4 protein-coding genes and 1 pseudogene are annotated in these 16269 nt (G+C 44.2%); all 5 read right to left on the bottom strand.

Going from position 1 to position 16269, the window contains the following annotated elements; translation table 11 throughout:
• Window positions 1-117: 117 nt before the first annotated feature.
• Complete coding sequence (locus AC5JM2_RS23835) at window positions 118-5985, bottom strand: SDR family oxidoreductase (protein WP_495837300.1); 5868 nt, start codon at window positions 5983-5985, stop codon at window positions 118-120.
• Window positions 5982-9398, bottom strand: coding sequence for a non-ribosomal peptide synthetase (locus AC5JM2_RS23830; protein ID WP_495837299.1), 3417 nt, complete (start codon window positions 9396-9398; stop codon window positions 5982-5984). The genes AC5JM2_RS23835 and AC5JM2_RS23830 overlap by 4 nt, the downstream gene beginning before the upstream one ends.
• Before the next feature lie 76 nt (window positions 9399-9474).
• The gene (locus tag AC5JM2_RS23825; RefSeq protein WP_495837298.1) at window positions 9475-14118 is read right to left on the bottom strand and encodes a type I polyketide synthase; all 4644 of its coding nucleotides are present in this window, start codon (window positions 14116-14118) and stop codon (window positions 9475-9477) included.
• Window positions 14111-14821: a phosphopantetheine-binding protein gene (locus AC5JM2_RS23820; RefSeq protein WP_495837340.1), complete on the bottom strand. Its 711-nt coding sequence runs from the start codon at window positions 14819-14821 to the stop codon at window positions 14111-14113. Before AC5JM2_RS23820 ends, AC5JM2_RS23825 begins: the two co-directional genes overlap by 8 nt.
• Before the next feature lie 63 nt (window positions 14822-14884).
• Window positions 14885-16243: pseudogene (locus AC5JM2_RS23815) on the bottom strand (zinc-binding dehydrogenase); the annotation flags it as partial.
• Between the last annotated feature and the right edge of the window lie 26 nt (window positions 16244-16269).

Raw genomic sequence — 16269 nt, 5'->3', positions numbered from 1 at the left:
TTAGCAAAGTTGTTATCACAATCATTATCAGCAATATAATCTGCCATTCTTTTTATTATTAATAGAGTGCCAATGTGTTTGAAAAAAACACTTGCTTGAATTTCCTACCTCAATTAACTACTGTTGCGAGGCAAGTATTGTAAGTACCTCATCCTCCGATAGTTGCTCAATGTCCGCTAAGGTTTGAGCCAGTGCTTCGTCATCAGTCTGCTGAGCCAGTTTTTGTACAATAACCTCAGCTAGTTCAGCTACGGTGGGTGAATCGAAGAAATTTTTATAAGGCAGTTCTATCTGGAAAGTTTTACATAGCTGAGAAACAAGCTGAGTGGCAAACAAAGAGTCTCCTCCCAACTCAAAAAAGTTGTCATGAATGCCTAAGAGTTCAATACCTAAAAGTTGTTGCCAAATATCAACTAGAGTGCGTTCAACCTCATTACGGGGAGCAACATAAGCATTTGCCAGATTAGGGCGCTTGTGAGTTGATTTCGCTCGACTCATTTGCGCTAATTCCTCTTCCAAAGATTTGATAGATTTCTTTGGCTGAATCTTAGCCTGAAAATCTTGTGTTGATACTATTAGCTGAGGTACTGTACTATTGTGCAGAATACGTCTAAACGCCTCAATGCCTTCTTCATAGGTCATTCCTGCCGTCAGATCTTCCCCTGTTATTTGCCTATGCCGTGCTTCAACGGCACCTGCCATACCTAAACTATTCCATCTATCCCAGTTTATAGATTTAGTCAAAGTGCCATTTTGAAAAGCGCTGTAGTGAGCGAAGGCATCAAGGAAGGCGTTTTCAGCCGTATAATCCATCATCCCTGGTGTACCCTGAAATGAAGAAAGTGATGAACACATGACAAAGAAGTCCAGTTCTGTATCTTTGAAAACAGTTTCTAGTACTCGTGTTCCCCTCACTTTTGGAGCTAAAGCACTGGCTGCGGCTTCTTTTGTTGTTAATTGAATCATACCTCCCCCGTAAACTCCAGCTGCATGAATCACCCCGTGGATCTGACCAAATTGGTGATTGACTTGTTTGAGTACTACAGACATTTGTTCAAGGCTGGCAACATCGGCGCTGACTACAATAATCTGGGCACCCAACGCCTCAAGTGCCTGCAATTTCTGAATCTTAAGGCTGACGCTATCCTGCTGATCATGAATGGATAACCATTGTGACCATTCGTCTCGATCAGGAAAAGGCGATCGCCCTATCAATACTAGTTTTGCCTGTACTGTTTGTGCCAGATATTCGGCCTTCGCCAGACCAACACCTCCTAATCCACCTGTAATCAGGTAAACTCCCTTCTCCCTTAAGCGGGGATTCCCTTCAACGGCTCCCTCTAACCGGACGGGTTCTAAGTGCTGCACCCAGCGATGAGTATTACGGTAAGCTATAACTTGGTCAGACGTTTGGCTTATAAGTTCCGCTAGGAGCACTTCTATAAGTTGCTCCTCTTGCCGACTATATGATGCGGGAATCACGACATCAATGCTGTGACAAGTTATATTCGGGTACTCTTGGGGAATCACCTTAACAGGTCCAAGAACTAATGCTTTCTCTGGGCAAAGCACCTCTGAACCTGTCACTTCCTGCATATTGTTAGACACAATTCCAATTTCAACGGAATCTGTCTGATTATTTTCCCCAAGTGCTTGGGCAAGAAACAGCAGACTGTAGAAGCCTAAAGCTTCAGCCTTTTCCAAAGACTCAATTGCTGATTCGGCGTGACTATCCTGCGTAACACTCCATAAATGAACAATCCTTTTTGGTATCTTACCCTGTACTCGAAGTTCTTTGAGCAAGGCGTCGTAGTCATCCCGTTGTCGAGGGTTGATGGTATATGTATATTTAGATGATTTAGATGAAAATTCCTTTTGGCTACTAAATTGCTCGCCGACTTTGACGGTAATAACATCCTGACCCGAATGTGCCAGTCGCTTCACCATTGTTTCACCCAAGCCGCACTCATCGACAAACACTAACCAGCAGTCCGACTGAGTTGTCTCAACCGCAGATTTCAAAGGCTGCGGCGGCATAGAGCGTTTCCAGGATGGGATGTAGAACCAATCGGCAATGTCAGACTTTTTGTCTAATGAAACTTGACGCATCTGGTTAGGATCTTTTGGCTCAACCAACATGGTAAAAGCTGCAGGGGCCGATAAATCTGCCGATGCTGAAGCTTGAGCTACGAAGACATGATGCTCGAAAGCTTCAGTATTCGACAAAACCGCAACTTCAACAAACCCATGATTTTGTAGTGCCTCCTGCCACTGTTCCTTTGACAAAAATGGATTACCTCGGCTGCGTCCTTCATCCTCTACCGGATTCATCAGCAAACCATCGGTGATGTCAAATTCTAATTGAGGTTCAGTTATCTCCCAAAGTAGCAAAAAACCTCCAGGAGCCAACAAAGAGCGAACATGCTTAAGGGTTTCTCCCATGTTCTGGGTTACATGTAATACATTGACTGCTACCACTACATCAACGCTGTGGTTAGAGTAGCCTTGCTCAGTTGGAGGTTTCTGAATGTCTAGGAAACGATATTCTACAAATGGATAGGCGCTAAATTTCTCTTGAGCGCGGTTCAAGAACCAGCCACCCACGTCAGTAAAAGTATATTTTGTTTGTTTTGGCGGCAACACTGTTAGCAATTCTGTCGTAACAATACCCTGTCCACCACCGATTTCCAAAATTCTTAGGTTTACGTCTGGTGGCAATAACTTCACCACCTGTTCCATGCTTGCTCGTATGATTTTTTTAAAGTAAGTATCCAACAGTGATTCTGGACTTGAACTTCCTCCTCTTTTTTCTGCGGCAGAAAAATACAACCCCAACGGTTCTTGTTCACCACGTAGCACTGATGGCAGATTTTCACCACATTCGGTGACGATATTTAAAGTATGAGGTCTATCTACCCATCTGATTTTAACTTCTTCTACCAGAGTATTGAGATCGTCTGGTGAACAAAGTACAAGGTTTGTATATAAATCCTCCTCTTGCTGTAGGTGACCTTGCTCTACTAATACATCCAGCCAGCGACACAGCAATTGCCTATATCGAGGAATGATATGATATTGTTCAAACAATTCTTCTAAAGAATACTGATCGTTGGAATTGCTAAAAGCACCATTATTCCTTAAGGCAAGGTTGATGTAGGCAGTGCATAAATTATCCAACAACTGCTTATTTGCCAAATAAGTTTGTTCGTCAACTGATGTGATGCTAGCACAAGCTTGTACCTTACCAGCTTCTACCAGAGATTTCCAGAGTTGGGTTGCTGTTGGTCTTGGCTGCAACTGTCCCCCTAAAAGTGCTTGTTTTTGTGGTTCTATCCAGTAACGCTGGCGCTCAAATGGGTAGGTTGGCAAGGGGATATGATGGCGTTGCTCATTGGCATAAAAACCAGACCAATCTACTTTCACACCAAAAAGCCAGAGCCGACCCAAAGTGTTGAGTAAAAATGCTACATCTGAATGTTGATCCTGTGGATGGCGAAGTGAAGTTAGTACCACCAGTTCATCCACATGATGCTGCTTGGCAAAAGTGCTCAAAGTCTGTCCTGGGCCAATCTCTAGCAGTATGCGCTCATGTGTCTTGATCAATTCAGCTATCCCTGAGCTAAAGCGCACAGTTTGCCGTAGATGCTTGACCCAATATTTAGGATCTGTTGCTTCGGCTGTAGTTATCCAAGTGCCACTTACGTTAGACACAAATGGAATTTTAGGGGGATTTAGTGTGACTTTTTGTAACGAATGAGAGAATGGCTCAAGAATTGGCTCCATCATTGGGGAATGAAAGGCATGGGATGTATGCAGCTGCCGACAGCCAACACCTTTATCTTGTAGCTTTTGATGCAATCGTTCTATCGCCCCGGTTGGACCAGAAACCACACAGTACGCAGGTCCATTGCTTGCGGCTAAAGACATTTCCGTTCCCAACAGGGGTTGTACCTCCTGTTCAGGAAGTTGAACAGAAAGCATTTCCCCAGTGGGGAGTTGCTGCATCAGTCGTCCTCGGATTGCGACTAGCGCTAAAGCGTCTTCGAGGGAGAAAACTCCAGCTAAAGTGGCAGCTACGTATTCTCCTATACTGTGACCAATCATCGTCTCGGGATGTACACCCCATGCCATCCACAATTGAGCTAGAGCGTACTCAATGGTAAACAGCGCTGCCTGAGCTACAAAAGTTTGTTGTAGTTGCTCTGTTGCCCTATCTTTCTGTGCTTCATTGGGATACAGTACATGGCGTAGATCAAGACCTAGATGGGGTTTGAGCAGTTCACAGCAGTTATCAACTGCTTGAGTAAAGATTGGCTCACTTTGGTAGAGTTCCCTACCCATATTCACGTACTGTGTTCCCTGACCGGAAAACATAAAAACGACAGGACGATTGGAAGGCTGCTGGTAGTGAGTGAACACTCGTTGTGGATCTATAGTAGAAAGCGCCTTCACTGCATCGTTAATGTCTTGGGAGACCACCATTCGGCGATGGTCGAAAGCTCGACGACCAACACTCTGAGTGTAAGCAACATCGGCGAGGTTTAAATCAGGATCCTGCTGGAGGTGAGTCGTTAGATTAGTTGTAGCAGTTTCTAAAGCGGTACTCGTCTTAGCTGAAAGCAGTAACAACTGCCAAGGACGAGAAGTAGCAGAGGTTTCAATAGCTGGGGCTTCTTCGAGAATCACATGGGCATTCGTCCCACCAATCCCAAAGGAACTGACACCTGCACGTCGGGGGATGCCGTTTGTTTTCCATTCGGAAAGCGTGGAATTAACGTAAAAAGGACTGTTGGCAAAATCAATCTGGGGATTGGGTTGCTCAAAATGTAAACTGGGAGGTATTTTTTGGTGCTTAAGAGCTAGGACTGTTTTAATCAAACCAGTAACCCCAGCCGCAGCGTCCAAATGTCCGATGTTTGTTTTGACTGAACCGATCGCACAAAAGCCCTTTTTCTCAGTACTACTGCGAAAAGCTTGTGTCAGTGCGGCAATTTCAATCGGGTCTCCTAAGGATGTCCCTGTCCCGTGAGCCTCAATATAAGTAATCGTTTCAGGTTCAACCTCGGCAACAACTTGAGCGGTTCTAATCACCTTGGCTTGAGTATCTATACGAGGTGCTGTGTAGCTAACCTTGAAAGATCCATCGTTATTGATAGCAGAACCTTTGATGACAGCATGGATGGTATCTCCATCTGCTAGAGCATCTTCTAATCTCTTCAAAACTACAATGCCTACACCTTCGCCGCTAACAGTTCCCTGTGCCTTAGCATCAAAGGCGCGACAGTGTCCGTCTTTTGATCCAATTGCCCCATCTTTATAAAAATAGCCAGCTTTTCTTGATGCAGAGATTGAAACACCACCAGCCAAAGCCATATCACATTCACCATTTAGCAAACTTTGACAGGCTAGGTGGACAGCAACTAATGAAGTTGAGCAGGCGGTTTGAACTGTATAACTTGGTCCAGTTAGGTTAAGTTTGTAAGAAACGCGTGTAGTCAAGAAATCTTTATCACTTCCAATCAAAAGTTGGAAACTATCAACAGAATTTATAATATTTTGATTTGAATAAAGGTTGAAAAAATAGCTGTTTATGCTGGTTCCAGCGTAAACACCAATCGATTTCTCGTAAGTTTCAGAATTGTAGCCAGCATTTTCAATAGCTTGCCAAGCACATTCTAAAAAGAGACGTTGTTGTGGATCGCTAACTTCTGCTTCTCTAGGATTAAAGCCAAAGAAGGAAGCATCAAATAATTCTACATCTTCTAATACAGCCCGTGCTTTGACATAGTTAGGGTCACTCAGCACAGCTTTTTCTATTCCGGAAGATAACAGTTCTTCATCGCTGAAGAAAGAAATAGATTCTACGCCGTTTTGTAGGTTTTGCCAAAATGCTTCAACATTTTTGGCTCCAGGGAAACGTCCTGCCATACCAATAATTGCTATTTCTGAGCCATTGATAGTAGGAGATGCTATAGGAGAATTCATGACTCGTTGACCTCTTTCTTATTGACGATTGACTTTAATTTTTGAAGACGTTTCCTTTGTTGAGCCTTACCTGCTTCAATATTTTCAGTTTGAATATCAGTTTTATGAGAAGATGATGTTGTTTGATTTTTTAATGCATTTAAGTACTCTGCTAGGGAGCTTATGGTTGGGTATCTAAACATTTCGAGGATTGATACGTCGGCTTTGAATGTTTCACGCAATTGGCTATGAACCTTAACCATAAGCAATGAATGACCGCCGAGTTCAAAGAAGTTATCATGAATCCCTATGTTTTCAATATTAAGAGCCTTTTGCCAAATAGTAGCAATTGTTTGTTCTAGCTCAGTTTGAGGCATCACATAAGCAACTTCCAACTCCGGACGAAGATTTTCCGGTGCAGGTAGCGATCGCAGATCAACCTTGCCATTAGGCGTTAGCGGTAGCGCCTGTAGCATCACAAAGGCAGAAGGCACCATATACTCGGGCAGCTGCTTCAGAAGGAAGTTTCGTAGTTCACTGGTTGTAAGTGTGTGGTTGTTGCTGGGGACGACATAGGATACTAAGTACTTGTCATCAGGTTGGATTTCCTGAGCAAGTACCACACTCTCCCGTACCGCTGGGTGTTGAACTAGCATCGCCTCAATTTCTCCAAGTTCGATGCGGAAACCTCGGATTTTAACCTGATGGTCAATGCGTCCTAAGTATTCAATGTCCCCATTAGGCAAGTATCGTGCTTGATCGCCGGATTTATAAAGGCGTGCGTTTGGTTTATCACTGAAGCAATTGGGGATAAACCTTTGGGCAGTTAGTTCTGGTCGGTTTAAATAACCTCGTGCTACACCAGCACCACCAATGTACATTTCACCCCTAACTCCAATCGGTACTAGTTGTTGATATTGGTCTAACAAGTAAACTTGCAAGTCCGGAATTGGACAACCAATAACACTTGCTTGGGCAACTTCTAAGTCTGCTATTGTCAGTGGACGATATGTCACATGCACGGTTGTTTCCGTAATGCCGTACATATTGACTAACTGTGGAAACTGATCGCCGTGGCGCTCAAACCAGGGTTTTAAACTCTGAAGTTCCAACGCTTCTCCACCAAAAATGACCAGTCGCAGTCTCAACTTGTTAGGACCTCCCAACGATTCCTCTGCTTGTATAAGTTGGCGGAAAGCTGAAGGTGTCTGGTTGAGTACTGTCACTTGCTGCATTGACAAGAATTTATAAAAATCTTCGGGTGAACGACTCAGCCAATAGGGTACTACCACTAACTTTCCACCATAGAGCAGGGCACCCCAGAGTTCCCAAACAGAGAAATCAAAGGCAGTTGAATGGAACAGTGTCCAAACATCCTGTTGGTTGAAGTGATACCAGGACTGTGTTGCTGCCAACAGACGAACAATATTGGCGTGATTTACCAAGACGCCTTTGGGTTGACCTGTTGAGCCTGAGGTGTAGATGATATAAGCTAGATTATCAGTTGTACACTCACTGATTAAGTTCTCTTGGCTTTCCTGAGCAATACTTTCCCAATTGGTGTCTAGGCAAATAACTTTGGTCTGATGTTTTGGCAAATTCTCTATTAAGCGTTGTTGCGTCAACAACACTGACACCTGAGCGTCCTGCAATATGAAAGCTAAACGTTCTTGTGGATATGCTGGATCTAACGGCACATATGCCCCACCAGCTTTAAGGATGCCCAACAGCCCGATGACCATATCGAGCGATCGCTCCACGCAAATGCCCACCAGTACCTCTGGTCCTACTCCTAGAGAACGCAAGTGGTGTGCTAGCTGATTAGCTCGCTGGTTAAGTTCGTGGTAGGTCAACTGTTGGTTTTCAAAGACTACGGCAATGGTGTCAGGCGATCGCTCTACCTGAGCCTCAAATAACTCATGAATAGATTCGTTTTGAGGATAGTCAACTTGTGTATTATTCCACTCTACCAGCAGTTGATGCCGTTCTGCCTCACTTATAATTAACAGCTTTGATATTTGCTGGTCGGGATTAGCGACAATACTGGAGAGCAAGGTTTGAAAGTGCCCTAGCATCCGGTGAATTGTGGCGGCATCAAACAAATCTGTATTGTACGTTAAAGTTCCGATCAACCCTTGCTCTTTTTCTACCATACCTAGGGTCAGATCAAACTTCGCCGTTTCTTTGTCGAACTCCAAAGGGCTTAAGGTTAAACTTGGTAACTCCAAAGTTGTAGTTGGGGTATTCTGGAGTTGGAACATCACCTGAAATAATGGTGTGTGGCTCAGGTTTCGCTTTGGCTGCAGTTTCTCCACAAGCTGCTCAAAGGGCAAGTCCTGGTTAGCATAAGCCCCTAGGGCAACCTCTCGCACTCGGTTCAAAATCTCCCGAAAACTTGGGGTACCTGAAAGGTCAGTACACATGACCAAGGTATTGACAAAAAAACCAATTAGCTCTTCTATTTCAGATCGGTTACGACCAGAGATGGTAGTGCCTACTAAGATGTCATCCTGACCAGTGTAGCGGTAGAGCAACGTCCCAAACGCTGCTAGTAATGTCATAAATAGCGTCGCCTTTTCCTGCTGGCTCAGTATCTTAAGAGCTTCAGTTAGGGACTTCGACAGAATCAGAGATTGTTTTGCACCTCGGTTGGTTTGAACTGCTGGCCGAGGACGATCAGTGGGTAATTCTAGTATGCTTGGAGTACTGCTCAACTGCTGCTTCCAATATGACAACTGAGCCTCTCGCACTTCTCCCTGGAGCCACTGTCGCTGCCAGACAGCAAAGTCTGCATATTGGATTGGGAGTTCTGGGAGTGGAGAGGGCTGACCTTTGGAGAAGGCTTTATAGAAAGCCACTATTTCTTGGATGATTACCCCAAAAGACCATTGGTCACAGACAATGTGATGCATTGTGAACAGCAACACGTACTGAGCTTCGTCTAATTGCAGTAGAGTGACTCGCACTAGTGGATCGTTAGCTAAATCAAAGGGTCGCGCTTGCTCGTCAGTTGTAAGGCGTTGTACCTCTGCCTCCAGCTCATCTTCTGGAAGCAACTGTAGATCTACTATCGGTAGAGCCAAAGCTAAGGTTGGGGCTATGACCTGGAACGGTTGCCCATCTACCATAGTAAAATTGGTACGTAAAATTTCGTGACGCTGCACAATTTCGTTGAGGCTGTGCGTCAGCGCCGTTAACTTGAGAGAACCTTTGAGACGAAAAGCGTAGGGTTCGTTGTATAAGGATTGAGCGGGTTGCAACTGGTCGAGGAACCACAGGCGCTCTTGGGCAAACGACAAAGGAGCAGGATTCTGTTGTGAACGGCGAGGAATACCCTGATCTGTAAATTTACCTCGCATCCACTTTTCAAAAAGCGCCCGTTTTGCTGGTGATAAATTAGATTTTTGCCCAAAAAGCGCATCTGGTTCAGACATGTTACTACTCTATTGCTGTTTTAATCACAAATGAAAATTAATTTGTACTTCGCAGAAAAACAGGTTTTAGTCAAAATTAAACTCCTAAAAGAAGTTGAGCTTCCTCTTCAGATAATTGTTCTATTTTCTCCATAACCATTTTTTCAATAAGTTCGCCTAACTCGACAATAGTAGAGTATTCAAAGAAGATACTGCGTAGAGATAACTCTACTGGAAAAGCTTTTCGCAACTGAGAAATAACTTGGGTTGCTAGCAGTGAGTGCCCACCCAACTCAAAGAAGTTGTCATGAATGCCTATCTGCTCGATGCCAAGAAGTTGTTGCCAAATGTTGGCTATGGTTTGCTCAACATGAGTGCGGGGAGCAACGTAATCATTCCCCAAATTGGGGCGGGGATGAGTTGGTTTGGCGATACTCGACAGCGCTAATTCGTCTTGCGAAGAATTGTTCTGCTCAATATTTCGTGATGATTCAAGCTTTAACCATTGCTCAATCCTTGCTTGCAAATCCCCTGTAGAAACAACTACTTGATTTACTGTACTCTTGGATAAAATGCGTTGAAAAACTTCTACACCTTTAGTAGGCATTATAGCTAATCTAGCCAAAGTTGTTTGATAAGTTGTATTTTGTTCTTCTTTTTCTCTAAGTTGCCACATGTCCCAGTTAATGCTTATCCAAGGGACAGGATTTGTTTGACTTTGTTTGTGGGCAAAAGCATCCATAAAGATATTCGCTGCCGAATAAGCGACATACCCTAATCCCCCCAAAATCGACGCTAAAGAGGATAGCAAAACACAAAAATCCAGCGCTTTTCCCTGCAAAACTTTTTCGAGTACGAAGAGTCCATGGGCCTTTGGTTGAAATTGACACTGGCAATCGGTTATATAAGTTTCTTGAATAGCTCTTTGTGAGTTTTCTCCAACAATCCCTGCAGCATGGATCACACCATGAATCTCGCCAAAGTGCTCAGTGACTAACGCTATTACTGACTGCATCTGTTCGAGGTTGGCGACATCAGCGCTCTTGACTAAAACCTCTGCACCTAGCTGCTCTAACGCCTGTACTTTCTTAATTTTACGGCTGACTGCATCCTGGTCATCATGAGTTGCTAGCCATTTTTCCCACTCATCTTTTTCAGGAAGACCAGAACGCCCGACCAAAACCAGTTTGGCTTGCATTGTCTGAGCTAAATACTCCGCCAGTATCAGACCAATACCTCCCAGTCCACCAGTGATTAGGTAAACTCCTTTTTGCCGCAGCCGTGTTTTTGCTGGGCTTGCTTCCCCTAAGCCGACTGCTTCAAAAGTTTGTATCCAGCGATGATGACCTCGGTAGGCAATTACTGAGTTATTTGACTGTGCTGTAAATTCCGCTACAAGTTGGTCTATGAGTTTCTCCTGTTGCCAGGTTGGAAATTTAGAAATAACAATATCAATATTGCGGCAGGTGATATTCGGATATTCTTGCCCAATCACTTTACATGGTCCCAATACAGTTGCTTTGTCTGGGCATAAGCTCTCGTCGCCCGTTACATCGTAAATGTTGTTGGTCACGACCAGGATTTGAAGAGGATCGGTAATACCTTGTTGTCCAAGTGCTTGGGCTAGGAAAAGCAGACTGTAAAAGCCAAGAGCCTGATTCGTTTCAAAAGACTCGATTTCAAAGGGTGTCTGATTGTTCGCTGTAATGCCCCATAAGTGGGCAATCATTCGTGGGGTAAAATCCCGTTCTCTAAGGGTTTGGAGCAAAGCGTCGTAGTCATCTTTTTGTTGAGGATTAATGCAATATGCGCGATCGCACAGTTTAGTAAACTTATCTCCCACCATCACGGTAATGACGTCTTGACCTTGTTGTTGCAGGCGTTTTACTATAAGTGAACCCACATCACAGTTATCAACAAAAACTAACCAACACGACTTCTGCTTTGTCAGTTCTGCATTTTCAACAAATTCAAGCGGTTGGGATTCTTTCCAGACTGGGATGTAGAACCAATCGGCAAGATTGCGCTCTTTGTGTAACGGTTCTTGGTACGTAGTCACAGAGACGGTTGAGGGTTGTGGTTCAATCCAGTATCTTTGTCGCTCAAATGGATATGTTGGTAAGGGAATCCGATAACGCCGTTCATTGGCGTAAAAGCCTGACCAATCTATCTCTGCTCCGGTAAGCCAGAGCCGCGAGAGTGTATTGAGCAAAAAGGCGACATCCGATTGTTGCTCTTTTGGATGGCGTAACGAAGAAAGTACAATCTGTTGTTCGTCTTGTTCGGGATGTTGTCTAACTAAGGTACTTAATGTCCGCCCAGGACCTACTTCTAGAAGAATTTGCTCTGGCTTTTGCAGCAACAATGTAATACCCTCAGCAAAGCGCACCGTCTGCCGTAAATGCTTTGCCCAATAGCTCGGATCGGTTGCCTCTGTTATAGCAATCCAAGTACCAGTTACATTAGACACAAAAGGAATTTGCGGAGCCTGAAGGTTAATTTTTTTCACCTGTGCCATGAACGGCTCGATGATTGGCTGCATCATGTGGGAGTGAAAAGCACCTGATGTATGCAGACGACGACAGTCAACCTCTTGTTCAGTCAAAGAGTTGTGCAATTCATCAATCGCCGACCTTGATCCGGAAACCACAGACAGAGATGGTGCGTTGATTGCAGCTAGGGCAAGTTCTTCGCCAAGCATTGATTGCACTTGTTTCTCGCTTAGGGGTACAGCTAGCATATCGCCAGCAGGCATTTGCTGCATCAGTTGTCCACGAACTGCTACCAGCGCCAATGCGTCTTCTAGAGAAAAAACGCCAGCCAAGCAGGCTGCAACATATTCCCCAATGCTGTGACCAATCATTGCAAAAGGACGTACTCCCCACGCCATCCACAATTGAGCCAACGAGTATTCAATCACAAATATCGCTGCCTGGGTGATATGAGTCTGTTTCAACTGCTGTGTCGCCTTTTGGATCTGTTCTTTACTTGGATACAGCACAGAGCGCAAATCAATTCCCAAGTGAGGCTTTAAAAAGTACGAGCATTTATCAACCTGTTCTCGGAAAATTGGCTCGCTCTGGTAGAGTTCTTGACCCATCTCCACGTACTGTGCACCCTGTCCGGGAAACATGAACACGACAGAGCGATTACAGGGCTTTTGGTAGTGGGTGAAAAGTCGTTGAGGATCTTGAGTTGATAGTGCCTTTACCGCATCTTCAAGATCTTGGCACACCAGCATCCGGCGATGGTCGAAATTTCGACGACCCACACTCAGAGTGTAAGCTACATCAGCAAGATTCAAATCAGGATGCTGCTTTAAATGGGTAGCTAAATTAGCTGTGGCGGTTTCTAGTGCTGTACTAGTCTTGGCAGACAGTAACAACAACTGCCAGGGACGAGCGGGATCAGATGGTTCAACAACTGGAGCTTCTTCAAGAATCACATGGGCATTAGTCCCACCAATGCCAAAAGAACTCACTCCCGCACGGCGAGGAGTACCGTTCGTTTTCCAATCAAACAATTTGGTATTGACGTAAAAAGGACTGTTGGCAAAATCAATTTCGGGATTAGGTTGCTCAAAATGCAAGCTGGGTGGTATTTGCTTGTGTTTGAGTGCAAGGACGGTCTTGATAAGGCTTGTAACACCAGCTGCCCTATCTAAATGTCCGATATTAGTTTTTACTGAACCAATGGCGCAGAAGCGCTTTTTGTTTGTTCCTGCACTAAATACTTTTTTCAGCGCCCTAACTTCAATAGGATCGCCCAAAACTGTACCTGTTCCGTGGCATTCTACATAAGTAATTGTCTCAGGAGCAAACTCAGCGATCGCCTGAGCCTCAGCAATCACTGCAGCTTGTCCATCGACGCTGGGTGCTGTGTAACCCACTTTTAAAGAACCGTCATTATTAATGGCTGAACCTTTAATAACTGCATAAATGCAGTCGCCATTTGCCAGTGCTTCCTCTAACCTCTTTAGCACAACAATGCCCATACCGTTACCGAAAACGGTGCCTTGTGCTTTAGCATCAAAAGTGCGACAATGACCATCGGGAGAAGTCATTCCGTCTTCTTGATATAAATAACCTTTATTTTGCAAAACTCGTACTGCAATGCCACCAGCTAGCGCCATGTCACATTGGTAACTCAATAATCCTTGGCATGCTAGATGAATTGCTACCAATGACGTGGAACAAGCAGTACTGACGTTAAGGCTCGGTCCCTTGAGGTTCAATTTGTAAGAAACTCGTGTAGGTATATGATCTTTATCATTACCACTAACAATGATTGTCCCACTTAGCGATTTGAGAAGGTCATGATTTGAGATCAGGTTGTTCAGTAGGTAAGTACTTAGGTTGCTGCCTGCGTAAACTCCTATCAACTCTTCATATGTTTCAGGGTCATAACCTGCATTTTCAAGAGCTTCCCAGGCACACTCCAAAAAAAGACGGTGTTGTGGGTCCATAACTTCAGCTTCCCTAGGGGTGAAGCCGAAGAATGAAGCGTCAAACATCTCTATGTCTGACAGATCAACTCCTGCTTTTACATAGTGAGGGTTATGCAGCAAAGTCGGATCTACACCTTCTGACAGTAATTCCTCATCAGTAAAGAATGAAATCGACTCCCGTCCTTGGGACAAATTCTGCCAAAACTCATCAGTACTTTTGGCTCCAGGAAAACGACCAGCCATCCCGATAACAGCTATTCCTTTTAAGGAATCGTGAGATTCTTGATTATCCATTTGTCTTCTTATTTTGCTTGATTAGTTTTCGCTTCATCTGTTGGCTGTTTTCTTCAATAGCTTCATTTCGCCTCTTGGCGCGGTCCGAGGCTTGCTGATAGGCAGGTTGTTCATCCTCTTTGCCGATGAGATGTTCTGCCAAGGCATTTATGGTCGGATATTCAAATGAGTCGGATATTGATATATCTTTGTTAAGCTTTTCTCGCAGTTTGCTGCGAACTTGAACTATAAGAAGTGAATCGCCACCAAGCTCAAAGAAGTTGTCGTGAATTCCTATCGCCTCAATCCCAAGAAGTTCTTGCCAAATGTCAGCAAGCGTTTGCTCGGTTTCATTCCTGGGAGCAACATAAGGATTAATTAGTGATGGTCGTTGTTGTGTTGGTTTGGATAGGTTAGCCGTCTCTAACACTGTAGGGTAAGATTTAGCTTTAAAACCATTATCCTGTTTACCTTGAATTAAAAAATCACGACTCTGTAGCTCGTAGGTTGATACAATAACTTGGGATAGCGTACTCCCCAAAATTCGTCGAAAGACTTCTATTCCTTCTGTTGGTAAAAGTTCTTCCTTGAGAAGTTGTCTTTGAAATCTGTTTGTGGATGATCCTGGTTTTTTGAATAAGCCAGAACTAGCTGAAGACAGAATGGGAGATGGAGTACCCGACTGGACAGAAGAAGCTACAGTCAAAGTTGCTTCTTGACTCATCTCATCTTCCGCAGTTACTAAATTGCTGAAAGCCTCTTTATCCTGCAAGGATACCACAATCTTGCCAATATGCTTGGTTGCAGCCATGTACTCAAAGGCACTAGCCACAGACGTAATTGGGAAAACATGATGGGGAAGAGGACTAAAATTTCCATCGTGGAAGTGTTGTATAACTTCATTCAACAGGTTACTGAAGTTGGGGTGTTCACGGTTTAGCGGAGTAGCAAAGAACGATAAGCTTTTCTCAAAAGGTCGCAGACCCAATTGACTGTTGTTGAGGATATCCCGCACACCAATTTCTAGGAAACGTCCATAGGGTGCTAGAATCGCAAGGCTTTTGGGTATAAATTCTCCCCCTAATGAATTCAAAACCACGTCTACACCTTTGCCGTCAGTGCGTTTCATCACTTCGTCAGCAAAAGCCAAAGACCTAGAATCCATGATATGCTCAATGCCTAATGAATGCAGAAACGCCCGTTTTTCTGCGTTACCTGCTGTAGCAAAGATTTTAGCTCCTACCCACTGGGCAATTTGCACTGCAGCCATACCTACACCACCAGCAGCGGCATGAATCAAAACGCTCTCGCCCTGGCAAAGCTTGCCCACTTTGATTAGAGAATTGTAGGCGGTTGCAAAGGCAATCGGAATTGTTGCTGCCTCCTCTAAACTGAGATGATCTGGTTTTGGTACAACCCACTTTGCAGAAGTTGTTATAAATGGGCTAAAGCATGAATAGCCAAAAGCAATGACTTCATCTCCTATCTCAAAACTCTCAACGCCTTCTCCCAGTGCGACTATCTTTCCAGCACATTCCAAACCAAACTTGACAGGAACATTGGGTGGAACAGGAAGCAGTCCCAGCGCTATAAGTACTTCTTTGAAGTTGAGACCCGTTGCACCAACGGAGATTTCCACTTCATCATAACCTGGCTTCTGGCGTGTAGTTGGCTCAAATGTTAGGCTACTTAAGATGCCAGGAGAAGAGATTTTTAAACAGAAGTTTTGGCTTTCAGGAATGGGAGGTATTGTTTCGCTTTGACTGCCAGACTGTTTAGTAGAAAGTATGTCAATGTCTACCTTCTTCAGAGTGAAATTTTCTATTTCGACCAGTTCTGTTCCCTGGTCGTCCATAATTGTGATGTTAAATTTCAGGATTTCTTTTTGGGACTGATTGTTCTCTAGATATTTTATATAACTATATACTTTTGTAGGCAGTGGTCTTTTTATCGTTAACCTTTTGTAGTAAAAGGGTAGGTAAGCAGCTCCATCTTTAAATTTGGTAGCCAAGGAACTAACAGCAACGTCTAATAAGGCTGGATGCAACTGGTATGAATTAATGTCTGTAGCGAAGACTTCGGGCAGTTCTATGATAGCCAGCCCCTCGTTTATTCCAAGCTTTCCCTGCTTGAAGTTGTTCCACCTAAGACCACACTCTATGTATCCTGATT

Source organism: Brasilonema angustatum (genome assembly GCF_059505445.1).
Note: the sequence above shows the minus strand (reverse complement) of the source record. Positions and strands in the feature narration are given on the sequence as shown.